At 45.7% G+C, this 24,282-nt stretch carries 20 protein-coding genes; 16 read left to right on the forward strand and 4 right to left on the reverse strand.

Translation table 11 applies throughout. The features are described 5' to 3' along the window. Window positions 1-40: 40 nt before the first annotated feature. The 7 genes from PQG66_RS23050 (at window position 41) to PQG66_RS23080 (ending at window position 9,022) form a co-directional block, all read left to right on the forward strand. Entirely contained in the window at window positions 41-1,123 is a 1,083-nt protein-coding gene (locus PQG66_RS23050; protein ID WP_272040176.1) for a hemolysin family protein, read from the forward strand. Between the two features lie 379 nt (window positions 1,124-1,502). Further along, on the forward strand, window positions 1,503-2,450 hold the full coding sequence (locus tag PQG66_RS23055; RefSeq protein ID WP_272040247.1) for a ring-cleaving dioxygenase: 948 nt from the start codon (window positions 1,503-1,505) through the stop codon (window positions 2,448-2,450). A gap of 18 nt (window positions 2,451-2,468) precedes the next feature. Beyond that, window positions 2,469-3,074 (forward strand): alpha/beta hydrolase, encoded by a 606-nt coding sequence (locus PQG66_RS23060; RefSeq protein ID WP_272040248.1) that lies wholly within the window; start codon window positions 2,469-2,471, stop codon window positions 3,072-3,074. 323 nt (window positions 3,075-3,397) lie between these two features. Next, entirely contained in the window at window positions 3,398-5,698 is a 2,301-nt protein-coding gene (locus PQG66_RS23065) for a beta-glucosidase family protein (protein WP_272040177.1), read from the forward strand. Window positions 5,699-6,003: 305 nt separating this feature from the next. Continuing rightward, window positions 6,004-6,876, forward strand: a complete 873-nt coding sequence (locus PQG66_RS23070; protein ID WP_272040178.1) for an alpha/beta fold hydrolase — start codon at window positions 6,004-6,006, stop codon at window positions 6,874-6,876. A gap of 155 nt (window positions 6,877-7,031) precedes the next feature. Next, window positions 7,032-8,333 (forward strand): threonine ammonia-lyase IlvA, encoded by a 1,302-nt coding sequence (gene ilvA, locus PQG66_RS23075; RefSeq protein ID WP_272040179.1) that lies wholly within the window; start codon window positions 7,032-7,034, stop codon window positions 8,331-8,333. An 83-nt stretch (window positions 8,334-8,416) separates the two neighbouring features. After that, complete coding sequence (locus tag PQG66_RS23080) at window positions 8,417-9,022, forward strand: GNAT family N-acetyltransferase (protein ID WP_272040180.1); 606 nt, start codon at window positions 8,417-8,419, stop codon at window positions 9,020-9,022. A 161-nt stretch (window positions 9,023-9,183) separates the two neighbouring features. Here the strand turns inward: PQG66_RS23080 and PQG66_RS23085 are convergent, their stop codons facing one another. Then, entirely contained in the window at window positions 9,184-10,158 is a 975-nt protein-coding gene (locus tag PQG66_RS23085) for a hypothetical protein (RefSeq protein ID WP_272040181.1), read from the reverse strand. 324 nt (window positions 10,159-10,482) lie between these two features. Here PQG66_RS23085 and PQG66_RS23090 point away from each other — a divergent pair, with 324 nt between their 5' ends. Both PQG66_RS23090 and PQG66_RS23095 read left to right on the forward strand, forming a co-directional pair. Further along, the gene (locus PQG66_RS23090) at window positions 10,483-13,632 is read left to right on the forward strand and encodes a copper amine oxidase N-terminal domain-containing protein (protein WP_272040182.1); all 3,150 of its coding nucleotides are present in this window, start codon (window positions 10,483-10,485) and stop codon (window positions 13,630-13,632) included. 238 nt (window positions 13,633-13,870) lie between these two features. Next, window positions 13,871-14,782: a helix-turn-helix transcriptional regulator gene (locus PQG66_RS23095; protein WP_272040183.1), complete on the forward strand. Its 912-nt coding sequence runs from the start codon at window positions 13,871-13,873 to the stop codon at window positions 14,780-14,782. Window positions 14,783-14,881: 99 nt separating this feature from the next. Here the strand turns inward: PQG66_RS23095 and PQG66_RS23100 are convergent, their stop codons facing one another. Continuing rightward, entirely contained in the window at window positions 14,882-15,754 is an 873-nt protein-coding gene (locus PQG66_RS23100) for a hypothetical protein (RefSeq protein ID WP_272040184.1), read from the reverse strand. A 413-nt stretch (window positions 15,755-16,167) separates the two neighbouring features. Here PQG66_RS23100 and PQG66_RS23105 point away from each other — a divergent pair, with 413 nt between their 5' ends. The 3 genes from PQG66_RS23105 to PQG66_RS23115 all read left to right on the forward strand — a co-directional run bounded on the left by PQG66_RS23105 (window position 16,168) and on the right by PQG66_RS23115 (window position 18,418). After that, window positions 16,168-16,401, forward strand: a complete 234-nt coding sequence (locus PQG66_RS23105) for a hypothetical protein (RefSeq protein WP_272040185.1) — start codon at window positions 16,168-16,170, stop codon at window positions 16,399-16,401. Window positions 16,402-16,694: 293 nt separating this feature from the next. Then, on the forward strand, window positions 16,695-17,525 hold the full coding sequence (locus PQG66_RS23110; RefSeq protein WP_272040186.1) for an alpha/beta hydrolase: 831 nt from the start codon (window positions 16,695-16,697) through the stop codon (window positions 17,523-17,525). Between the two features lie 92 nt (window positions 17,526-17,617). Continuing rightward, window positions 17,618-18,418 (forward strand): DODA-type extradiol aromatic ring-opening family dioxygenase, encoded by an 801-nt coding sequence (locus PQG66_RS23115; RefSeq protein WP_272040187.1) that lies wholly within the window; start codon window positions 17,618-17,620, stop codon window positions 18,416-18,418. Between the two features lie 179 nt (window positions 18,419-18,597). Here PQG66_RS23115 and PQG66_RS23120 read toward each other — a convergent pair whose 3' ends face one another. Both PQG66_RS23120 and PQG66_RS23125 read right to left on the reverse strand, forming a co-directional pair. Then, window positions 18,598-18,810: a hypothetical protein gene (locus PQG66_RS23120; protein WP_272040188.1), complete on the reverse strand. Its 213-nt coding sequence runs from the start codon at window positions 18,808-18,810 to the stop codon at window positions 18,598-18,600. A gap of 164 nt (window positions 18,811-18,974) precedes the next feature. Further along, window positions 18,975-19,514: a DoxX family protein gene (locus tag PQG66_RS23125; protein ID WP_272040189.1), complete on the reverse strand. Its 540-nt coding sequence runs from the start codon at window positions 19,512-19,514 to the stop codon at window positions 18,975-18,977. A 348-nt stretch (window positions 19,515-19,862) separates the two neighbouring features. Between PQG66_RS23125 and PQG66_RS23130 the strand changes: the two genes are divergently transcribed. The 4 genes from PQG66_RS23130 (at window position 19,863) to corA (ending at window position 24,107) form a co-directional block, all read left to right on the forward strand. Beyond that, window positions 19,863-20,930: a DUF3048 domain-containing protein gene (locus PQG66_RS23130; RefSeq protein WP_272040190.1), complete on the forward strand. Its 1,068-nt coding sequence runs from the start codon at window positions 19,863-19,865 to the stop codon at window positions 20,928-20,930. A 248-nt stretch (window positions 20,931-21,178) separates the two neighbouring features. After that, a complete protein-coding gene (locus PQG66_RS23135) occupies window positions 21,179-21,796 on the forward strand; it encodes a DUF47 domain-containing protein (protein ID WP_272040191.1) in 618 nt (205 codons plus the stop codon). A gap of 14 nt (window positions 21,797-21,810) precedes the next feature. Next, the gene (locus tag PQG66_RS23140) at window positions 21,811-22,800 is read left to right on the forward strand and encodes an inorganic phosphate transporter (RefSeq protein ID WP_272040192.1); all 990 of its coding nucleotides are present in this window, start codon (window positions 21,811-21,813) and stop codon (window positions 22,798-22,800) included. A gap of 347 nt (window positions 22,801-23,147) precedes the next feature. After that, window positions 23,148-24,107, forward strand: a complete 960-nt coding sequence (gene corA / locus PQG66_RS23145) for a magnesium/cobalt transporter CorA (RefSeq protein WP_272040193.1) — start codon at window positions 23,148-23,150, stop codon at window positions 24,105-24,107. Window positions 24,108-24,282 lie beyond the last annotated feature (175 nt).

The following is a 24,282-nucleotide window of genomic DNA, read 5'->3' on the forward strand; positions in this document are numbered from 1 at the left end:
AAACTTAATGGAGGTGAATCCCTCATCCTGAGGGAAATCATTGGACGGAATAATAGCCTTAAATTTGTTTTTAGTAGCTGTATTTATCGGTTTGACCGCGTTTTTTGTAGGAGCTGAATTCGCTATTTTGAAAGTGCGGATGTCCCGCATCGATCAATTGATCTCAGAAGGCAATAAAAAAGCTGTGGTCGCCAAAAAAGTAGCACAACATCTGGATTATTATCTGTCTGCATGTCAACTGGGCATTACCATTACTGCTCTCGTGTTGGGGGCATTAGGTGAACCGACTGTTGAAAAGATGCTTCATCCATTGTTTCAGAGCCTAGAGGTTCCTGCGGCCCTGTCCACCGTACTTTCTTACGGTATTGCACTGGCTGTAATCACGTTCCTGCATGTCGTGATTGGTGAGCTTGCACCTAAGACACTTGCGATTCAGTATGCAGAGCGGATGACGCTGATGCTTGCACCACCACTCTACTGGTTTGGTAAAATCATGAACCCGTTCATCTATGCGCTGAATGGGGCAGCACGTGTATTGTTGAGCATATTTGGTGTTAAGCCAGCCGGGCATGACACGGTTCACTCCGAAGAGGAATTGAAGCTGATTATGGCCCAAAGTTATGAGAGTGGTGAGATTAACCAGACTGAGTTAGATTATCTCAAAAACATTTTTGCGTTTGATGAGCGTTTGCTCCAGGAAATCATGATTCCTCGGAACAAGATCGTTACCATAAATAAGGAAATGCCGCTGGATCAGATTATTGAAGTGTTTAACCAGCATGAATATACGAGGTATCCTGTTATTGCAAACGGCGATACAAATCACTTTGTTGGTTTTATTAATACTAAACAAACGTTGACAAGTGTAGCCGCTGGCAGAACGTTCAGTATGAATACGTTTATGCATTCGATGCCGAGCTTCTCGGAACGTTCACCGATCAAAGATGTACTTGTTCAGATGCAACAAAGTCGTGTGCATATTGCTTCGGTCAAAAACGATGAGGGTGCTACCATTGGTATGGTGACAATGGAGGATATCCTTGAAGAAATTGTTGGGGATATCAAGGATGAGTACGAGCATAAAGATCTGGTGAACCCACCAAAGAAATTGAAGCTGGTATAAAAAAGAGCCAAAATCAAGCTGCATGTAAAACTAATGTAATAGCTTGTGTGGTCAGAAACAGGTTCCCCTAGTGGGGAACCTGTTTTTTAATGGAGTGTCGTCCACTTTATCTCGAATGAAGCACCGACTGTCGAGATGCGCATGGAGATTATCTTAATTTTAAAGTAAAACACTTGCGTAATCTTGAGAAAAGGATTAATATAATATTAAAGAATCTTAAAATAAAGATAAATGAAGATGGATTGATAGTTCTGTTAATGCAACTAATGTATCTAATGTATCTAATGCAACTAATGCAGTAAATACAGAGCTTTAGTAAATAATAGAAGCTTACTACAACCAAGATATAGTCCATAAATAAAAAATCAAGGGAGTGGAGATTATGTTCAGAACGTCAGGAATTCATCATATTACAGCTTTTGTTGACGATGCCCAGAAAAATGTAGATTTTTACGCAGGGGTGCTGGGACTCCGTCTGGTGAAGAAGACGATTAACTTTGACGCACCAGATGTATATCACTTGTACTACGGCAATGAGCAGGGTGCGCCGGGTACGATCATTACCTTTTTCCCACAGAAGAATGCAAGAAGAGGTGTGATTGGTTCAGGACAAACCGGGGTTACCGTCTATGCAGTGCCCGTAGGCAGTATGTCATTCTGGAAAGAACGTCTCGCTTCCTTTGATATCCCGTATGAAAATAAAACCAGATTCGGTGAACAATATATTCGTTTCTTCGATAAAGGGGGATTACTCCTTGAACTGGTTGAGCGAGAGGGCGGTCAATCTAGCCAGTGGAGCTTCAACGGTGTAACTCCGGAGCATGCGATCAAAGGATTTGGCGGTGCGGTGCTTTACAGTCATGTCCCTGAAAAAACGATGGACGTTCTTGTCAGCAAGCTTGGTCTGGAGCAGGTCAGCGAAGAAAATGGACTGATCCGTCTGCGTGCGAGCGGTGATCTGGGACAGATCATCGATATTCAATCGACGGGCATCCAGCGCGGGATCGGCGGTGCAGGAACAGTGCATCATATTGCATGGCGTGCCAAAGATTACACTGAGCATGAACAGATTCAACAAGAGTTGGATCAAACGGGATATAACCCAACACCAGTGATTGACCGTCAATACTTCAATGCGGTATATTTCCGGGAGCCAGGCGGTATTCTGTTCGAGATTGCTACAGACCCTCCAGGGTTTGCGCGTGATGAGCCGCAAGAGACGATGGGTGAGAAATTAATGCTGCCTGAATGGTACGAGCCACAACGTGCGCAGATCGAACAACTATTGCCACCGATTCAAGTTCGCGAATGGAAAGGAGAGGTTTAAGTTATGAGTACATCTACAATGAAACATATCTATAGAGCAGGTGCGCAACCAGATGCACCGACGATGCTACTTCTGCACGGTACTGGCGGTACGGAGAATGATCTGATTGGGCTGGCAGAGATGATTGCGCCGGGTGCAGCAATATTAGGGGTGCGGGGTAACGTCTCCGAGAACGGTATGCCGCGTTTCTTCCGCCGCCTGGCGGAGGGTGTATTTGACGAGCAGGATCTGATCGCACGGACAACGGAGCTGGGAGCTTTTATCGATGCTGCTGCGGTGGAATACGGATTCGACCGTAAGAATGTCTATGCATTAGGTTACTCTAATGGTGCTAACATTGCGGCAAGCTTGATGTTCCATCAGGCAGAGGTATTCAAGGGAGCAATTCTACACCATCCAATGGTTCCGCTGCGCGGACTGACCCTTCCTGATCTGAAAGGACTACCTGTGTTCATCGGTGCAGGAGAGAATGATCCAATTGTGCCAAGACGTGAAACGGAAGAGTTGGCTTCTCTGCTGAGCGGTGCGGGTGCTGATGTGCATATGCATTGGGAACGTCAAGGGCACCAGCTAACGCGTACGGAGGCAGAAGCAGCCGCAGCATGGTACAAGTCGCAAGCTTAAAGAACGCTTCAAGCAATGAATGCTTCCTACAGGTAAGAACTTGAACAGCAGGGAGCATCTATTCGGAGTACGGTAGGTTTGCAATATTTATGCAATGAACTACTAGGGCATTACACAACAGTCTGATCAATAGATCAGGCTGTTTTTTGCTGAATTTAGTAAGGAGTTCAGTTGAATATCATTGGAGTTGGCTTGGGAAGCCTCGTAGGCCATTTCCATATCAGAGCATTCAAAATTGAATGAGAGTGTTATGTAAACGTAATTAACCGGGTAAACATTTGAGATGGTGGGATTACACTACAATCTGAAATGGAGGGGTTCATGTGGAACGTAACATCAAAGCACTGGTCCAGCAGATGACACTGGAAGAAAAAGCAGGGATGTGCTCAGGACTCGACTTTTGGCATCTGAAAGGGGTGGAACGACTCGGCATTCCATCCATATTAGTGACGGATGGGCCGCACGGATTGCGTAAGCAGGACGGTAGTGCAGATCATCTGGGATTAACGGCAAGTGTGCCTGCAACCTGTTTTCCCTCTGCGGCAGGACTGGCGAGTTCTTGGGATACCGAACTGGCACGTCAGGTCGGCGTGGCTCTGGGTGAAGAATGTCAGGCTGAGGATGTAGCGGTTCTGCTTGGGCCAGGGGTAAATATCAAACGTTCACCGCTGGGCGGACGAAATTTCGAATATTTCTCCGAAGATCCGCTGTTATCAACGCAGATGGCCACCGCTCATATTCAGGGGGTTCAGAGTCAAGGCGTAGGTACGTCACTCAAACACTTTGCAGTCAATAATCAGGAAGAACGACGTATGTCGGTCGATGCGGTGGTAGATGAACGGACGCTTCGCGAGATTTATTTGGCCAGCTTCGAAGGAGCAGTGAAGGACGCACAGCCGTGGACGGTGATGTGTTCCTATAACAAAGTGAACGGCACGTATGCCGGTGAAAATGAATGGCTGCTGACCGACATTTTGAAGGATGAATGGGGTCATGAAGGTTTGGTGGTATCTGACTGGGGCGCTGTGAATGAGCGGGCAGATGCACTTGCCGCTGGACTGGAGCTGGAGATGCCAGCGAGTGGCGGCATTGGTGAACGTAAGATCATCGATGCGGTAGAGAGCGGAAAGCTGCCGCTGGACAAGCTTGACCAAGCAGTGGAGCGTGTGCTGAACCTTATTTTCAAAGCGGTTGATCATAAGAAAGAAGGAGCTTCTTACGACGAGCATGAACATCATCAACTGGCACGTAAAGTTGCATCTGAGAGTATGGTATTGCTCAAAAATGAAGATGGCTTGCTTCCGCTGAACCGGGAGGGCAACGTTGCCGTGATCGGAGCCTTTGCGCGTAAACCTCGCTTTCAGGGCGGCGGCAGCTCTCACATCAATCCGACACGTGTCGACGATATGGTGGACGAGATGACTGACGTAGCAGGGAAGGGGGGCACCATTACGTATGCGCCAGGGTATCGGATTGAAGCCGATGATGTGGATGACACGCTGATGCAGGAGGCCATTCAGGTTGCACAAGCAGCAGATACAGCTGTGGTATGCGTTGGCCTGCCAGATCGTTATGAATCCGAAGGATACGACCGTACACATTTGCGTTTACCGGAAAATCACATTCGACTCATTGAAGAAGTGGCCAAGGTGCAATCTCGTGTGGTGGTGGTATTAAGCAATGGTTCTCCGGTAGAGATGCCATGGCTGCCACAGGTTCAAGCTGTACTTGAAGCCTATCTAGGTGGACAGGCCGTTGGAGGAGCAATCGCCGATGTGCTGTATGGTGAAGTGAACCCATCTGGCAAATTGGCAGAGACGTTCCCTGCCAAACTTAGTCATAATCCGTCCTATCTGAACTTCCCCGGGGAGGCAGATCGAGTGGATTATCGGGAAGGTATTTTCGTAGGATATCGATATTATGATAAAAAAGAGCTGGAGCCGCTGTTCCCATTTGGCTACGGCTTGAGTTATACAACATTCGAATACAGCGATTTGCAGGTGGATCGTACATCAATAACGGATCTGGATGAGTTGCAAGTGCGAGTACGTGTCACCAACACCGGAGAACGTGCAGGGAAAGAAATTGTACAGTTGTATGTGAGTGATGTCGAGAGTACGGTGATTCGTCCAGATCGGGAGTTGAAAGGATTTGCGAAGGTGTCACTGGAAGCTGGTGAGTCCAAAACGGTTCATTTTACTCTGAATAAACGTTCATTCGCCTATTATAATGTGGATATGAAAGATTGGCATGTGGAGACTGGTGAATTCGACATTCAGGTAGGCAGTTCTTCGCGTGATATTCGTATGCAGACTCGGGTGAACGTTGAATCCACGGCTACATTCATTCCAACGTATACACGTAACAGCACGCTTGGCGATATTCAAAAGGACCCAGCGAATAAAAAGCTGCTGGAACAGGCTTTGCAGCAATTCCAGGAAGCTAGCGGCTTCGGTGGTGGAGATGAGACTGGCGAGAGCGAACATGCGGATATGATGAACGCCATGATGAAGCATATGCCTCTTCGGGCACTTGTAGCTTTCAGCGGTGGTGCGTTGACGGAGGAAACCATGAATGATCTATTGGAACAGATGAACAACAAGAAACAGGGCATCCGTGGATAGTAGTGATGGGCGTAAGAGGCCTATGGATCGGAGTCATCAGAGGATGCAGAACGTGAATCGGAGAGTAGGGGTCCATTCTTGGATCTAGATAGAGTGAGGCTTTGGCCGAGAGTAGGCACATAGCCGAGAGGTTATATATTGTGTGGCCAGCAGCTGCAAGGCTAAGCATTAAGCCCGATCCGATCATGGATCGGGTGTTCTTTTTTGGCCAGGAAAAAGGTATAATTAACAACTGATAATGATTTTCATTTAGAGGTGGGAATAGCAAAGTAGAGTGTGGACTCGTAGAGAGGAAGGATAAAAGAATGAGCCATAGTTCTGACTTACATACGTTTGGTTCCAGTACATATATTCAAACCAGGGATGGTCGCAAGCTACACTATATGTCCAAGGGAACAGGGGAATATACCGTGGTTTTTGAGTCAGGGATGGGAGTTTCCCGATCATCATGGGGGTTGGTTGCACCGGTCATTGCGAAGTATGCGCGCGCGGTTGTATACGACAGAGCAGGAGCCGGACGAAGTGATGTTGATGCTTCGCCGCGAACGCTGGCTCGGATGGCGGAAGATCTGAATGAGCTGTTAGCAGCACTGGGATCAGGTCCATTCATTCTGGTGGGACACAGCTGGGGAGGGCCGATTGTCCGTGCGGCTGCGACAGCAGATCTATCTCGTCTGAGAGGGCTTGTCCTTGTTGATCCGTCAGATGAGCATTTAAAGTTGTATTTTTCCAGGTTAGCAAAATGGGGATTTTCGCTGAATGGTGTACTCATTCCATTTTTGGCCCGTCTGGGTCTATATCGGTTCCTTGGCTTCAAAGAGTTCCTTACTCAGCCTGCTGATGTTGCTGCAGATCATCTTCGTGAGGATTATACGGTACAAGCTGCCCAAACCGTAGCGGCGGAGACCAAGGATTTCGTGCAAGATATGAAAAGGCTACGAGAACAGCCTCCGAGATTGGATGATCTCGAAGTCAGTATCGTCTCAGGTACCCGGCCGGGCAAGGGGGAACGCAAGATCAGACCCGCCATCGTTGTAGCCCATCAACAGACGGTGAGCAAGCTGTCCAATGCGAGATGGGTGGAGGCGCCACATTCGGGACATTTGGTCATGTTCACAGATCCTGAGATCATTATTGATGAGATTTTGCGAATGATATGGGACAAGAAGAAAGCATAAGAGCCGGGACATTGTTTGGTAAAATATACAGTGTACTGGGAGCAGTGTCATATGCTGAATCAGACGCAAGGACAGACCAAAAGTGATACAATAAAAAGAATAGCAGTGTGTGACTATATAGAACAAATAAGTGGAGTGTGAGACAGTTGAAACCAATGGATCAAGAAACAACTGAGACTGGGACCGGACAAGAAAACGAAGGTTCCGGACAGGTCAGCGTCAGTATGGAAGATATCGTGCGTGCACACCATGTGCTGCGTGAAGTCATCGTAAGAACCCCATTGCAGCGTGATGCTGTATTATCAGGTAAATATAATTGTAACGTGTATCTGAAGCGGGAAGACTTGCAAGTCGTTCGTTCCTTCAAAATTCGTGGTGCTTACAATATGATTCGCAGCTTGAGTCCGGAAGAGATGGAGAAAGGAATCGTCTGTGCCAGTGCAGGTAATCATGCACAAGGTGTTGCATTCAGTTGTAATGCACTTGGGATTCATGGCAAAATCTTCATGCCTAGCACAACGCCTAATCAGAAGGTGAAACAAGTACGGCGTTTTGGTGGGAGTAACGTGGAAGTGGTCCTGATCGGAGATACGTATGATGATGCATATGCTGAAGCAATGCGTGCTTGTGATGAACACGGGATGACGTTCATTCATCCGTTTGACCAGCCCAAGATTGTTGCAGGTAACGGGACAGTCGCTATGGAGATTATGGAAAGTCTTGACGAGAATGCGGATTATGTATTTGTAACCATCGGTGGTGGCGGTCTTGCAGCTGGTGTGGGAACTTATATGAAAACGGTGAGTCCGGAGACACGCATCATCGGCGTTGAGCCGCTTGGAGCAGCTTCCATGAGTGAAGCGATGTTCCGCAAACAAGTGGTTACGCTGGAGAACATTGATAAATTCGTAGATGGTGCGGCGGTGAAACGAGTTGGGGATCTGACCTATAACATCTGTAGCAACCTTTTGGATGACATTGTGAAGGTTCCAGAAGGCAAAGCCTGCACGACCATCCTAGAGTTGTATAACGAAAATGCCATCGTTGTTGAGCCTGCCGGTTCACTGGCTGTCGCTGCACTGGAGCAATACAAGGAGCAGATTGCAGGCAAGACGGTTGTCTGTGTGATCAGCGGTGGTAATAATGATATTGACCGTATGCAGGAGATCAAGGAGCGTTCTTTGATTTATGAAGGTTTGAAGTATTATTTCATGGTGAATTTTCCACAGCGTGCAGGAGCTTTGCGTGAGTTCCTGGAGGAAGTGCTTGGACCGAATGATGATATTGCCAGATTTGAGTATACGAAAAAGCATGACAAGGAAAATGGACCTGCTCTCGTTGGAATTGAGCTAATGTACAAAGAAGATTACGAGCCGCTCATTGAACGTATGAACCGGAAAGGCATCGCGTACACCGAACTGAACAAAAACATGAACTTGTTCAATATGCTCATCTGATACAGGATCGGAATAGAGAAACAGAAACAGAAACAGAAATAGAAAAGAACAGAGAAAAGAGAGAAAAGGAGGGCCGCTCCGAAGTGAAAGCAAACACACAGCCAGATCGACAGCAGCCAGCTCCTCAGATCAGACCTGCGCGGCCAGAAGATGCAGATTCGATTGTCCCGCTATTAGTGCAGGCTATTGATGATATTGCCTATTCGCTTGCAGGTGAAGCAGATCATGAGCGGACGCTGGATATTTTGCGAGATTTCGTTATCCAGGAGAATAACCGCATTAGTCACCAGAACATCATGGTCATGGAACTGGATGAACAGATTGCCGGAATGCTGGTGGCGTATGCGGGAGATGATGCGGATCAACTGGATCAGCCGATTATAGATCGGCCCGGACGTGATCAGGATGAGAGATATGTGTTGGTAAAAGAAACCCGTCCCGGGGAGTATTATCTGGATACTCTCTCGGTAAGTGAAAGCTTTCAGGGGCGAGGCATCGGCCGTGCACTGATGGCTGCTTTTGAGCAGCATGCCCGCAGACTTGGACATACACGCACTGCCCTGATCGTGGAACAGGACAATGAGCGTGCAAGACGTCTCTATGAACGTCAAGGCTACATTCAGGATGACGTCCTTCTCATCGGAGGACATGAGTATTATCATATGATCAAATCGATCTCAGATTTGTAGCTAAACGCGAATAAAGTGAAATTTGGGCCCAGAACATCGGTCTAAACAACCATAAAAATACGATAAAGACGGAGCAATTCCCGAAAGGGGATGCTTCGTCTTTTTGATTTTCATATGGAATATATGATCCCGGGGTTCAAGCGTGTTCACATGTACTCGCGTTATGGGTTGGAGTATTTAGTTACCGGTACATGCTGTTCTAACCATTTTTCGACGGCTTCTGTTTTTTCAAACTTGGAATCGGCCACGACATCCATAAACGTCCCCAGTTTTTTCAAAAGATCACTGTCATTATGCTCGGAATTGTTATGACGTTGTAAGACAGCTTTGTAACCTTTTTGGGCCGCAGCAACCATTGTATTCGTCTCATAATCGAACAGAGGTGTATTGTTCAGGCCATAAAAGGTGTACAGGGTATAGTTATTCAGCAGGTTCTGAACCTGCCGTGTCCGGTTAGACTTCGGATAATCATTCAAGAACGTCTCCTGATTCAAGGCACGGTTCAGAATTTCCTGATATCCAATCATCAGTGCTCCATCTTCAGCAGCGATGATATTTGTTTCCACAGCCATGATGCGGATGTACTGTTTGATATCCTCGTTCACGTAAGAAGTATATTTATCAAAATCGGAATAATTCATGATAGGATACAAGGCCCCCTCCAACATAACCATGCGATATCCGCTGTCTCTGGCCTGTTGCAACAGTGAACGCAGATTCTTGTCTTTCGTGCGTGACATTAGTTGGGTGAAGCTATCTTTCGATTTGTAGATTTTCAACATCTGGTCCTGTACATTGGGCACGAGCATACGGTCAGTCATGGCGGTCAGAGCCTTGTTACGGACGTTCTCTAGCTGTAACACCATCAACGTAGCGTGATAGCGAGTAACCTGGCTAATATGAGATTCCAGATAACGGTCTGCACCGGGCAGTCCATTCTTCTGATATAGCTTGGTTTGGAATGATTCGTATATTGCGGTTGAACTGGCCGAAGTCACTTTGGCGTTTGGTGCAGGAGCGGCAGAAGCAATACCGCTGACTGTGGATAGCGATGTTTGTAACAACATGGCAATGGCTGTAGCTGCTAGAAGAGCACGAATGCCTTTATTTTTAGAAGAATCCAACGATGTGGTCATGGGTATGAACCTCCTGTAACTCTGGGTATTAGGTGAGGATTAAGCTTGTTTCGCTATTCCTTCAAGAGTAAAACAAATGGCACAGGAATTAGTTGCGGAATAGTGACAAATTCTTCTGTTTTTTTTTAACTTTTATCAGCTTGGTCTATCGTAATTTATTTATAAAAAAAATTCTCGGATAACTGGAAACTTTTTCTCTAGTGTGAACGTCTAAAATATGCACCGGAAAATACAGGAATTATTGACTGGTACAGCTAATCAAAATGTGAGAAATAATAATGGAAGATTGGGGATAGGTTGATGAGGAAAGCGGGAGGATTTCAAGTGAAAAAGGTGATGTCGGCACTGGCTGTATCAGCCATGCTCATGTCTTCACTACCAACGTCTGTCATGGACGCTGCAGCAAGAATCAGCATTTATATTGACGATGAGGTGCTGCCATCTAATCAAGCACCTGTAATGAAGGGAGGACGTGTACTCGTTCCACTTCGTTCTATTTTTGAAGGACTGGATGCTAATGTAAAATACAGCAATAAGACGAAAGTGATTACTGCAACCCGTGGTGACCAGAAAGTTACATTAACACTTGGTTCCAAGAATGCGTATATCAACGGAAAACTGAATAAGCTGGATGTGCCAGCGAGTACAATCAAAGGCAACACTATGGTTCCGATCCGTTTTGTGAGTGAAGCATTTGGGGAAAAAGTCTACTGGAATTCACGTTATCAGCGTGTAGATATTAAAACAATGTCTAACTCTACGCCTACACCTGAAACGCCAATTGACGACTATCAACCTTCCGCTTGGAATGTCTATGGTTCAGTATCTGGAAACAACGGAGATGGACGTGATCTGACCGTCAGCTTCACACGTGCATCCTCAGAGAGAAACGTATCTGCTTATCGGATTATGCTTGTGAAAACTCAGGATACGAGCAGCTTTAAGGAATCCACTGCTGCTGCAGTACCTTCGGCAAATTATACTTCAATTAATCCGAACGGAACCAATCCGAAGTTGACGCTCAATGCTCAAACACGAGACGTTAACGGAGATCTGCTGAACGAGAATGAAACATATCGAATTTATGTACTTACTGTAGGTAACAGCAACAATAACTATAGAAACACATTAGCGTCTTCTTCTCAGAATATAAAACTGGGTAATGCGCGTAATGCCGTACAACCTGTTACAAGTCTACGTATTGCAGATGTCAGCGATTATGGTGATGGCAGGGATATGGAGATCCAATTCACACAACCGAGCAGCAATTCAAATATTACGTATTACCGGGCCTTTGTTGTCAAAGCTAATGCCGCATCATCATTTAATCTGGACGCTGCTAACAAGGTATCCAGCACCAATTCGACGATTATCTATAAAGGGAATTCTACTGCGGTTAAAAGTCAGTTGAGCTCTTCAACACGGGATACTTCCGGCGAATTGCTTAAAACGGGGACGTCATATGTAGTTTTCATTATGTCTGTCAGCACGAATAGCACCATGGACAATAAACTGTCATCGGCCTCGTCTTCCTTGACACTATCCAACAATAAAGCTTCAGCTCCCGTTATTACACAAGTGAGAGATGTGGCGGACTATGGTGACGGAAGGGATATTCAGGTGAGCTTTAACCGTGCAACGGATGAGTCTAAGGTAGCGAACTATCGTGTGTTTGTTGTACGCGATACGTTATCGAGCAGTTTTAACCTGAATACAGCAAGCAATCTGTCTTCCAGTTTGTATTACACCGTAAACAAAACAGGGAATAACCTTACGGTGACACTACCTTCAAATATGAAGGATACAAGTGGATACAACATCACGAATTCCCAGGATTATCGTATTTATGTGATGGCTACAGGATATCAGAACAACGATGCTAATGCTTTGTCGACTTCCTCCAACGTGCTGAGACTGGCATCTAATCGCAACGCTGGTGTAGCGAGTAACCTGTCGGTTACAGATATTGCAGACAACGGGAATGGATCTGATCTGCGTGTAACATTTACGAAAGCAACGGATGAGTCCAATGTATCCCATTATCGTGTGTTTGTAGTGCCTTCTAATAGTAGCAACTTTGATCTGAACGCTGCCAATGGATCGAATAATTACACGCAAGTCAATAAAACAGGCGGTAACTTGTCCGTAACCCTTTCGAGCAATGCAGTGGATACCAACGGATATAGAATCTCCAATTACGTGTCTTATCGGGTGTTTGTTCTATCCGTAAGCAATAATGGGAACTGGAGCCAAAATGCTCTATCCTCTTCATCGTCCCAGATTACATTGACGCCAAATGCAGCACTTCAGGCACCGACCAATGTGAGTGCGGCTGATGTCTCCGATAATGGGAATGGCAGTGATCTGCGGGTGACATTTAACCGACCAGCAGATGAGACGAACGTGAATCACTATCGCGTGTTTGTTGTAAAAAATTCTGCTGCAGGAAGCTTTAATCTTAACACAGCGTTAAATAACGGGGCGTATACGTATAGAAGTAAAACCGGAAGTAATCAGACATTTACCTTGGAAAGTGATGCTCGAGCAACAGATGGTAGCTTAATCAGTGAAAATGTGGATTACCGGGTATACGTACTGGCGGTAAATAATAATTCATCTCAGTCTGGCGCACTATCATCCGCATCCGGCATCATTAAACTATCTGCTACATCGGCAGTAGCAGCAGTAGGCAATGTGAATGTAAATGTTAAAAGTCAGGGACAACAAGTGGGGAACCCTTCGGACATCATTGTTAATTTTACCAAAGCACCGAATGAAGCAGGCATCTCCAAATATCGCTTGTTCATCGTGCCTGTGGATCAGGTGCCTGGTTTCACGGTAAATACAGCAATGAATATTAACTCTTATAATGACCTGAGTAAAAGTAGTGCTGGGACGAATTTCGCACTGAGTGAAGGATACCGGGATATTAACAATAGCTCCCTGGAAGCGGGCAAGAAATATAGAGTATTTATTATGTCCGTATCGGATAGTACATCTCGTGCTTCCAGCCTGTCACCAGCTTCGAATGAGTTTAGTATGAGTGCAGCAGCAGAAACTGTTCAAGCCGCGTTCATTACAGCCCAGCAAAAATCAAGTACTACTACAGAGGCGAGTTACAAGTTAACGTTCATCAAACCATCCAATGAAACAGGGATTTCAGTCTATCGATTGTTTATTGTTAAAGGAAGAGGCACGCCTGATCCAACGACTGCTTTCGCTAACAATAATTTTCAGATTGGAGAACCGAAAGCTGTAGAACTGACATTAAATACCGCAGCTATAGATACAACGGGCGCTAATCTGGTGGAAGGTGAAGAGTACACGGTATATATTCAATCCGTCGTTTCGAATTCAACAACGAATAGAAATGCCATCTCGAATCCTTCGGAACCGTTCAAGCTCGAAAAGGCTCCTGCGGCACTACCACCCGTTCAGGAACAAAATGAGGGCCTTCCACCTACACAAGGGTAATCCTGAAAAGGAATCATTTCATAATATGAATGAAAAAAATCTTTCCGTTCTGGAAAGATTTTTTTCGTTTTATGATGAGAAACGAATCGTGACTATGACCATTGTCGTGAAAAATGACCTTATTTTACCAGATGTATAACATCCAAAAGAGTTCCTTAGACCATTGCTGGAGATGGATTAAACCATGGATAATAGAAGTTATAGGGTAAATAGCTCATGAGCCGAAAGGAAGGATGAAATGTTAGCATTTCGTTTGACGGGGCAGCCGGATTCACGAATGCCTCTGTATCTGTACGGTGTGGGTACGCAGGGAGAGAGAGGGCTGCACAGACCGGATGGTTTTCCAGTATACCAGTTGTTTTTGGCACGCGGTGGTGGAGGACAGTTCATAATTCCTGGAAAAGGGACATGGGTTATGGGGGGAGGACAATTGTTTGCCCTAGAGCCAGGAATTCCCCATGAGTTTATCCCTCAGTCGAAAGTGAGCGGGGAGCTTGCCTACATCGGGATTGGTGGTGAATCAGCTGCATCGGTGCTTCAGGAGGCGGGTATACTCCGAGAAGAGCCCTGTACTTTATCCGGATTCGACAAGATCTGGTCGCGTATGACAGCGTTGTGGGTGGCATTGGATCAGGGCAAAATGTCGATATGGAGCACATCGGTTCTGATATATGAACTTATTTTGGATATAACCCGGGCTATGGCTGATGTAGTACCTATGACAGGGTCGGAAGAGGCTACGCAACAAAATGGGGCTACGAGTTCGCGTGTAGAGGATACCCCGGACGCTGGCCTAGAGGGGCTTAATCGGGCAATCACCTTAATGCAGACTCACTATCAAGATGATCTGTTATTGAAACATGTGGCTAATGCGGTAGGTTATTCTGTTCAACACTTGAACCGTCTATTTCACCAGCATTATGGGGTGACTGGACATCAGTATATGCAACGCTGGCGCTTGCAAAAGGGACTAGAATGGCTGAACAATCATCCTCAGGCCAGTGTGAAGGAAGCAGCAGAGAATGTAGGAATGGAAGTGAACTACTTTATCCGTATGTACAAGCGTGAATTCGGGGAAACACCAGGCAAAGGCATGAAACTGCGCAAACAGATCGAATTGGAGCGAAGTCCCCGCCATCAAGACGACTAGATCTCGAAATAAGAAAAGGGACCCATGGGTCCCTGAGGAGTTGTACTTCCTAGTACTGGAGCAGATGCTTATAGACATCCATCCATAACAGATTTCCGTTTAGTTATGCTTCTTTTGTCCGAAGAGAGGGCGGATCAGAACAAGTCCGGCGATGCCGATGACAGCACTTAACCAAGGAGCCATGTAAAACACAGGGAGTTTATCTCGTAGTGGGTAACCGACAAATAAAACCAGCACAACAACGGTTATATAGATGGCGATGCCTCGAATGTTGATCTTGGGCTTTACATGTTTGTCCGCACCCTCGTCATCCGGCCGTTCTGCTAATCGGCGGAGCATCTCCACCAGTGCAATCCCGCCTACAGCGGCAATGATGAGAGAAAACAGGCTGATATGCTCAAAAGGTTCGGTATTGCCATCTGTCCAGCCAAAGAAGAGACCAGCACAGCCCTGAATGAATAGCACAACGGAGATAGCAGCCCAAGCAATCATCACATACCACTTAGGCGTGCGTTTCACAGGCTTGGGTGTTTCCGCAAGGTCAGCAGACTGTTCAGAGCCAGCTTTTGATTTTTTAGTGGACTTCTCCGTGGCTTTGGAATTCTTTGACGGATGGGTTTGTTTTTTCTCAGAATCCGTACTTTTTCGCGTGTTTTCTCTTGTGGCATCTGTCTGTGTACCCGGATTGGGCGTTGAGCCAGAGTATGTATCACTTAATCCGAGCTGGGCATAAACAGCCTGTTGCAGGTCGGGACCATATAGTTCTCGGGCAGATTTATTCTCTTGCTGTGTTTGTACAATAGCTTTCCCTGCAGAGAGAATCCATTCTTCCTGCGTTTTCTGGTCTGCTGGAGACTGCCTTGCGATGGCACTGATCTGGTTATACAATTTTGCATTGTCTGGTGTCATGCGGCTCATCTCTGTGATTTGCCGATTTTGTATTTCTTTCAGCTTTTTATAGGAAATCCCCAATGATTGCTCCCCCTGTCTTAACACGTTCTGATCTTCCATATCCATGAAGACCCTGACGGTATTTTAGTATACGGGAAGGGCTCCTGATTCGCAAAGTCATTCCTTATAAAATATCTGCTTGTGGTGTACCCATAGCCAGACGCAGGCTAGCACAACACAAGTGCATAAGAGCACCAGTTTTCCATGATGCTGAATCCATTCAAGTAGATATGCCATGAGTATTCATTCCTTTCAGGAAAGGGATACGGGACGAAACAGCTGTAAATTTGGTTTTATTTTCCCCTATGCATGGCTGATTATACATGATGTGGTCTGAGAAGTAACGATTCTGTGAACCATGAATAAAGAACTGCTTAATCCATCACAATAGTAGCATTTCCAAACTGAACTAAGGGATAGGAGTGTGCTCAACTATGGATAAGCAATCTGATTTAACGCGAAAGCTGTTGCTCAATAGTAACTCTCGTGGTGTGCTGGATGAAGTGGTACCGATGGACGAAGCAATGGGAGATACGGAATTCAGCGAAGAGCTGAACGATGACAATTGGCAGGGCAAGAGCTTCTGGGACAGCGGTGATGCGGGTGAGCAGCATGAATGGAATGGCCGAATCGAGACACATGCGATGTTCCGTAGAAGCTACGAATAAGATGTGAGGAATCTTCCTTTACCGAAGGTAAACCGTAAATATGTCGGGGCCAGCTGAATGCAGCTAGGCTCTTTTTTATAGGATGGCGTTTTGAAAAGAGAACAACTAGAAAGAACAACTACACATTAATAAAAGCTTCATTTCTCGCGTTGACTTGCGGGTGGAGGGATGATAATATACTAATATCTTCTTAATACACACTAAACTCATCGGATTAAATACAATTAACGATTGAGCGTTGAATATAGAACAAGAAACGGATTACAGGTTTATCATGGGAAGGGGAAATCGATATGGAACGCCAGATCAGCATCCGTCACGGGGAAGAGGAGTTAACTGCGACCATTCATTATCCGGTTGTAAAAGATATTAAAGAGGAGACACGTCAGCAACGTGTCCCATTGGCAATCATCTGCCACGGCTTTGTGGGAAGCCGAATCGGGGTGGATCGATTATTTGTGAAGACAGCTCGTGAGCTCGCTGAAGACGGATATCTGGTGCTGCGTTTTGATTACATCGGTTGCGGAGAGAGTAGCGGTGAATACGGAGCAGAGGGACTGGAGTCTATGGTGCTTCAAACTCGTTCTGTGCTGGACTATGCTGTGAATTGCAGCGATGTCGACCCTAAACGTGTAACCTTGATTGGACATAGCTTAGGCGGAGCTGTTGCGCTGTTGACTGCTGTGCGTGATAAACGTGTGAAAAATCTGGTTATGTGGTCGGCAGTGGGTTATCCGTTTAACGACATTGTGAAGATTACGGGCCGGGATGTATATGATGAGGGTGTTAGAACAGGTGCTGCTGATTATTTGGGTTACAAATTCACGCCCAAGTTCTTCGAGTCACTGGCAGAACACCAGCCATTCCAGGAGGCAGTGAAATTCGGAGGCGATGTGCTGGTTGTGCACGGTACTTCGGATGAGGTTATCCCTGTAGATTATGCATTCCTCTATCAGAAAGTCTTCTGGATGCGTCAGGAAGGACGCTGCGACAAGGAAATTATATTCCAGGGCAATCATACGTTTTCGTCGGGCAAAGAGCGTGAACAATTAATCACCCGTACCCGGGAATGGCTAGGAGAGCGGCAGAAGATTGAAGAAAACTGGCAGCACTGGATGATCTAAGCGAAAAGTCACGGGTGTTAGCTTGGAAAAGCGCCTTCTTCGAGGTAAAATAGAGAGGTAAGCATCCTATCCGTGTCTGGAGGTTGGCAGCAATGACATTACCCGCACTATTCATTGCACATGGTTCTCCCACTCTGGCGTTGGAGAGCAGTGACTACACTCAATTTTTGAACGAGCTTGGAGACAGGCTGCCAGCTCCAAAGGCAATCGTTGTTTTTACCGCTCATTGGGATTGTCCCGAGCCTTCGGTGACGATGGATGAGTCCCATCAGATTTTGCATGATTTTTACGGATACGCCCCAGCTATGTATAAGATACAGTATCCTGCAGCTGGACAGATCGATATTGCGAGCGAGATCTGTGCGTTATTTTCCCGCAGCAACTTGCCACATCGGCCTGTGCGTGGGCGAGGACTCGATCACGGTGTATGGGTGCCGCTGCTGCATATGTATCCTGAAGCTAACATTCCAGTGATTGCCGTGTCAGTGGACTCTCTGCGTTCCCCGCAGGAACAATATGATATTGGACGCATGCTGGAACAACTTAGACATGATAATGTGCTCATCATCGGTAGTGGTGGGACGGTTCATAATCTGAGAATGATTGCACAGGATAACGAGCCACAGGACTGGGCCATGGAGTTTGATGACTGGCTTGATGAGCGTCTGCAGCAATGGAATACAAGAGAATTGTTTCAATATGGTAAAAAAGCGCCTCATGCCCGGACGGCGGTTCCGTCCTACGGTATGGAACATATGGCTCCATTGTTCTACGCTATGGGCACAGCAGATATGTCTCGCACGGCGAAGCGATTATTTCAATCGTATTCCTGTGGCACGCTGAGTTTGAATTGCTGGCAGTTCGGAGACGACATATCACTCGTAGCAGAGTAAATCAATCAAGGTTCATATCCGTGGGATATGAAATAATCACAACATACATGCATTAGTTAAAAAAGGTTCCTGGCAGTCCATTGGATGACTGCGGGAACCTTTTTTCGATTGCATCAGTGGCTGAACCACTGATGGATATAATTGTAGTTTACAATCGCTCTCATGCAGGAGACATAGAACTATTTACGAATCTCAAACAATTCACAAGCGGAGCGAGAGTGGTAGGCGAGTTCACTGACACTGGATTGCACCACAACTGTATTTTCATCAAAACGGATAATAATGCCACCGGAATCAATCTGGTGATTGTCTTTGAATACCCGGATTTTATGTTTCAAGGTCATAGCTTCCTGAAAATCGGCGTCAGTTTCAAGACGGCGTTGAATGGGCATGGGAAACTCCTTTGTTAAAATGGACTTTATATCCATCATAATATGGGAAGGGCAGGTGAGCAAGAGAGCAAGGGGGTACTCTTCAGCTGAGGTGAATCTGCGTAAATAAAAAAGTCCTGCTCCAAGGGAGCAGGACTTGATGTACTGTTATCTAGTGTTAGTGGTTAAGCTGTTTTTTTAGTCGGTGTGATGGTTGGTGTGTCTGTTGGATGAAAGCTTGCATTCTTCTTGAACAATCCGCGAAGGTAAGGCAGTACCCAGTGATCCAGACCGATTTTACCAGCATTTGCGCCAGCTACCACGATGAAGATTTGCATCAGAACCAGTTGTGCGTTGGTGCTTACTGTACCCGAGAAGAGGAACGCGAAGTTCATGACCATTGCCATCAGTGCTGCAAGTGTTGTGAAGCATCCGAGGATAAGTCCCAGACCTACCAGGAATTCACCGAGCGGGATGATGAAGTCGAACAATCCGGCATTTGGGATTGCGAATTTTTCAAGGAACGTTGCCCACCATGCTTGAACGGCTGGGTGATCGCCTGTTGCTTTTTCAAGTGCTCCTGCGAGGAAGCCACCAGCTTGGAAACCGCCAGTCAATTTGCTCCACCCGTGAGTCATCCAGTCGTAACCGATATACACCCGAAGTATTGTTAAAATCCACATTGCCACTTTGTTTTCTCTAAGCCATTGGTTGAAGCTGAACATATAAACCACTCCTTTATGGAATCTAGTGTGTGTTGTTTTTTTGTTTTTCTAAGTGATCACCTTTGATGTCTTTATTGTATATTCCGATGGTGGTTTTGTTTGTGATAAAAATCACAATCTACTTTAAATTTTAAGTAAGGTTTGAGAAGTTCACATTTAGGACATATTTTTGTTCCGATTCAATGTTTCAAAAGTGATTTCTGTGCTCAGACAAGGCCTTTCAGGCGCAGACAAAACGGAACCATTATGATTAAATGGAAAGAAATACGTGAAATGGTTGTCTGTATGAGAGGTATGTCACATAAAAGTGCAGCACCGAGTCAGCCATATCGTTCAGGAGGTTCTATATTGAAATCTTTTTCTTGGAATAAAGCCGTAGCGTCAGCATCGATCTGCCTTCTTGCCATAAGTCTTGCAGCTTGCCAGAATAAGGAGGTTGCCGAAGTTCTCCAGCCGGAGCCAGCACCTGCTCCTGTTCAGGAAGAGCAGGTCGCCCAGGAGCCAACAGCTCCTACTATTACAGCACCTTTCACCGGACTTGGTGTCGAGAGTCCTGCTACTCAACGACCGTTGGCCGTTATGATTAATAATGCACCTGCAGCCCGGCCTCAATCTGGATTAAGCGCTGCTGATATTATCATTGAGGTACTTGCAGAAGGGGGTATCACCCGTTTCATTGCGATTTTCCAGAGTGAAGGCGGTGCTGAGACCGTAGGTCCTATACGTAGTATTCGTCCGTATCTGATTGAACTGGGCGAAAGTTATGACGGAGTACTTATACATGCAGGGGGAAGTACGGAGGCATATTCTATTTTACAGAATCAAAAGAAACAGCATATGGATGAAATCTCGAATAGCGGCCCTTACTTCTGGCGTTCTAAAGACCGAAAAGCACCGCACAATTTATATACATCTGTGGACAAGCTTAGAGAAGGAGCTGACAAGAAAGGATATAGTCATGAGTTCAAGTCTCCTGTGTACAAGTTTGATGAGGCAGGATCTACGGCAACGGGGGAGAGCGTGAAGCAGTTTGGTATTCAGTATTTATTGGATAGTTATAAAGTGGAGTATGAATATGATGATGTTAGTGGACGATATATGAGAATGGTGAATGGGAAGCCAGATGTAGATCAAGGTAATGGCAGTCAGCTTGGCGCCGCAAACATTATTGTAGTTGGAGCAGATCATAAGGTGCTTGATGATGTAGGAAGGATATCCGTTAATCTCGATCGCGGTGGTGAGGCCATGTTGTTTCAGAAGGGCAAGATGATTCGCGGGCAATGGGTGAGAAAGAAAGGGGATATTATCCGTTTTGTGCAGGATGGACGTGAGGTAAATCTTGTACCAGGGAAGACCTTCATTAATATTGTTCCGAATGATCCCCAGTTTGCCGATCATGTGAAGCTGACACCGTAGTGATGGAAATGAAAAAAAACATGGACTTCCGGAACAATTTTCTCCGTTTGTAAACGCAATGTAAAATCTGAGTCTGATTTTGCCATAATTCCAAATAATTAAGATTCATTTCAGGTTAATATGAGAAGAATATAAAAAAGGATCGCGTCTTTTGTACAAACTATGAAACAAATGTGATAAGATATCAAAGGTTGTCATTTCATGTTTCATCGGTTATCAGCGCAATTTCTCGAAGAGGGGATAGAGCTATGAAGATTAAGAAGAAGAAGGATATATTTTTTGAAACACTGGAGAACATGGCAGATACAGTTGTTCAAGCAGCTGATTATTTCTCCCAGCATGTTTCCAACCTTCAGGATGTGACTCTTTTTGCTAATGAAATGAAAAGATACGAGTCGAAGTGCGATGATTACGTGCACACGATCATTACTGAACTTAATAAAACATTTATCACGCCGATTGAACGCGATGATATTATGGAACTGACAACGACACTTGATGACGTATTGGACGGTATCGAAGCAACAGCTTCTCGTTTCTATATGTACCAATTGGTTGAACCGGACGAATTTATCGTTCAATTTGCAGAGATTTTACGCCAATCGGCTTATGAAATTCAGAAGGCGATTCATTTGCTGTCCCAGAAAAAATTGCTGGCGATTCGTGAATATACGATTCGTTTGAATGATCTGGAAAACCAAGGCGATGAAGTATTGCGTAACTGTATCAAGAATCTCTTCGCTACAGTGTCTGATCCGATTGAATTGATTAAGCGCAAAGAGATCTACGAACGTCTTGAGACAACAACGGATGCTTGCGAGCATGTTGCGAACGTTCTTGAATCCATCATCATGCGTAATTCTTAAGGAGCCAGAGAATAATGGAAACAACGATTTGGGTATTAGGTATAGTCGTCTTCCTGGCACTGGCGTTTGACTTCATCAACGGTTTTCACGACACGGCTAATGCCATTGCAACTTCGGTATCCACGCGTGCACTGACGCCGCGCCGCGCCATTATTTTGGCAGCTGTGATGAACTTTGTCGGTGCGATGATGTTTACGGGCGTTGCGAAGACTATTGGGGGGAGTGTAACAGACCCCACCAAGCTCGATAACGGGGTGCAGGTCGTCATCGTCACCTTGATTGCCGCGATCATATGGAATTTGGTGACCTGGTGGTTCGGGATTCCTTCTTCCTCTTCACATGCGTTGATCGGAGCCCTCGCGGGTGCTGTGTTTGTTGGAGCAGGATCTGACAAATTAAAATGGAGCGGATTCACAGATATCGTGGCAGGTCTGCTGTTATCACCTCTGATTGCTTTTGCCATAGGTTATATCGTGATGATTATTCTTAAATATGTGTTTGCCAAGCGCAGTCCACATAACGTGAATAAGGGTTTCCGTACAATGCAGATCTTCACGGCAGCACTACAGGCGTTCACTCACGGTACCAATGATGCACAGAAGGCGATGGGGATCATTACATTTGCGCTCGTTGCAGCCAAAGTACAGGATAATCTGGATGTGCCGCTATGGGTTAAAATTTCTGCTGCGACAGCTATGGCATTGGGAACATCGGTTGGTGGATGGAAGATCATCAAAACGATGGGAACTAAAATTTTCAAAATCGAACCGATTAACGGCTTTGCTGCCGATTTTTCTGCTGCATCCGTTATTTTCTCAGCAACATTGTTGCATCTTCCGGTGAGTACAACACATGCGATCACATCCGCGATTCTGGGGGTAGGTTCGGCTAAACGTTTCTCAGCTGTTAAATGGGGAGTTGCTGGACGTATTGTTGTGACATGGTTCATTACGATTCCAATCACGGCTGTACTTGCTGGGCTGCTTTACTGGATTATTTACTAAAAAAGTTGTCAACAACCGAGTCAAGCACGTCGCTAGAAAATAGGCACGTACGATAAAGACCTGTTTATAACGATGTGAATATCGGGATATGTGGACAATTAATCAATGATAAGTAGAATTGCCTGTGCATGAATGTGTGGACAGGCTGAATATGTGGATAGCCATCCGTGGAATGATAAACCAAAAGAAATAATTCCTGTGGATACAGGGGACTGTGGATAGGGAAATGAGAGAAGCCAACCAGATTGGCTTTTTTTGTTTTCACGCCAAGTAAACTGATTTTACCGGGATGTTGTATGTTATATAATGGGGGAACATCGATAAGAGACAAGGACGTGGTCTGATCCATGATTCGTACACTTGCCATTACCCGGGAGCACCAAGTCACTGTAAACATGCCACTTGAGCAGCTTGACCTAAAAGATTATGCATGGGTATGGGCAGATTTCAACCAGCCTACAGAAGAAGAGAGCCAGCTGCTGGACACCTATTTTCATTTTCATCCGCTTGCGATTGAAGACTGTCTACATGTATTGCAGCGGCCCAAATTGGATTATTATGAAAATTTGCAGTTTCTCGTGTTACATGCGCTTCATCCGGTCACGCTCGAGGCAGAGGAAGTAGATCTGTTTTTGGGGCAGAATTTTCTAGTATCTTATCATCATGGACCATTGGAAGAAGTAGACGAGGCCTGGGAACGACTGTTGAAACATGCTCATGAACGCACGGTCTGGGCAAGAGGACCGGTTGCAGCAGCCTATACATTGATGGATAAACTGGTTGATCATTATTTTCCGGCGCTATTTGCCATTGAGGATGAGCTGGCTGAACTGGAGAATCGCGGTGGTCAGGAATCGGTGGAAGAACTGATGAATCAGGTGTTCGACTTGCGTAGTCGACTCCTAAAATTAAGGCGCACTGTCGTTCCGATGCGTGATCTGCTCTACCGAGTCATCAATTCGCAGCATGTGCAGCGAACAGGGGAACATACCGCGTATTTTACAGATATTTATGATCATCTACTCAAACTGACGGACATGATCGAAGCGGATCGCGAGATGACCTCAGATCTTCGCGACAGCTATATCTCGCTGAACTCGAACCGGATGAATCAGATTATGAAGACATTGACGGTGATTACAACGGTATTTATGCCACTGACCTTGATAGCAGGTATCTATGGCATGAATTTCGCTTATATGCCGGAGCTTCAGTGGAAATATGGATATGCCGCTGTCTTGTTGCTAATGTTTGTTCTTGGTGGATGTATGGTTGCTTGGTTTGTGAAGCGTGGCTGGTTTAAGTGAACAGGATGTAAGATCATATCAAAGGCCGTCTGGCAAACCTTGCGGGCAAATGCTCGAAGGGGTTGCCTGGCGGCCTTTGCTGACGAGTACAGAAGTACAGCTACTTCTTCATTTCCTGCATCTATCCACATGTGCATAAGTGATTCGTTCGTATGACTTGTACACAGGTCAAAAC

Origin of the sequence: Paenibacillus sp. JJ-100 (assembly GCF_948329825.1) — a bacterium.
GTDB lineage: Bacteria > Bacillota > Bacilli > Paenibacillales > Paenibacillaceae > Paenibacillus.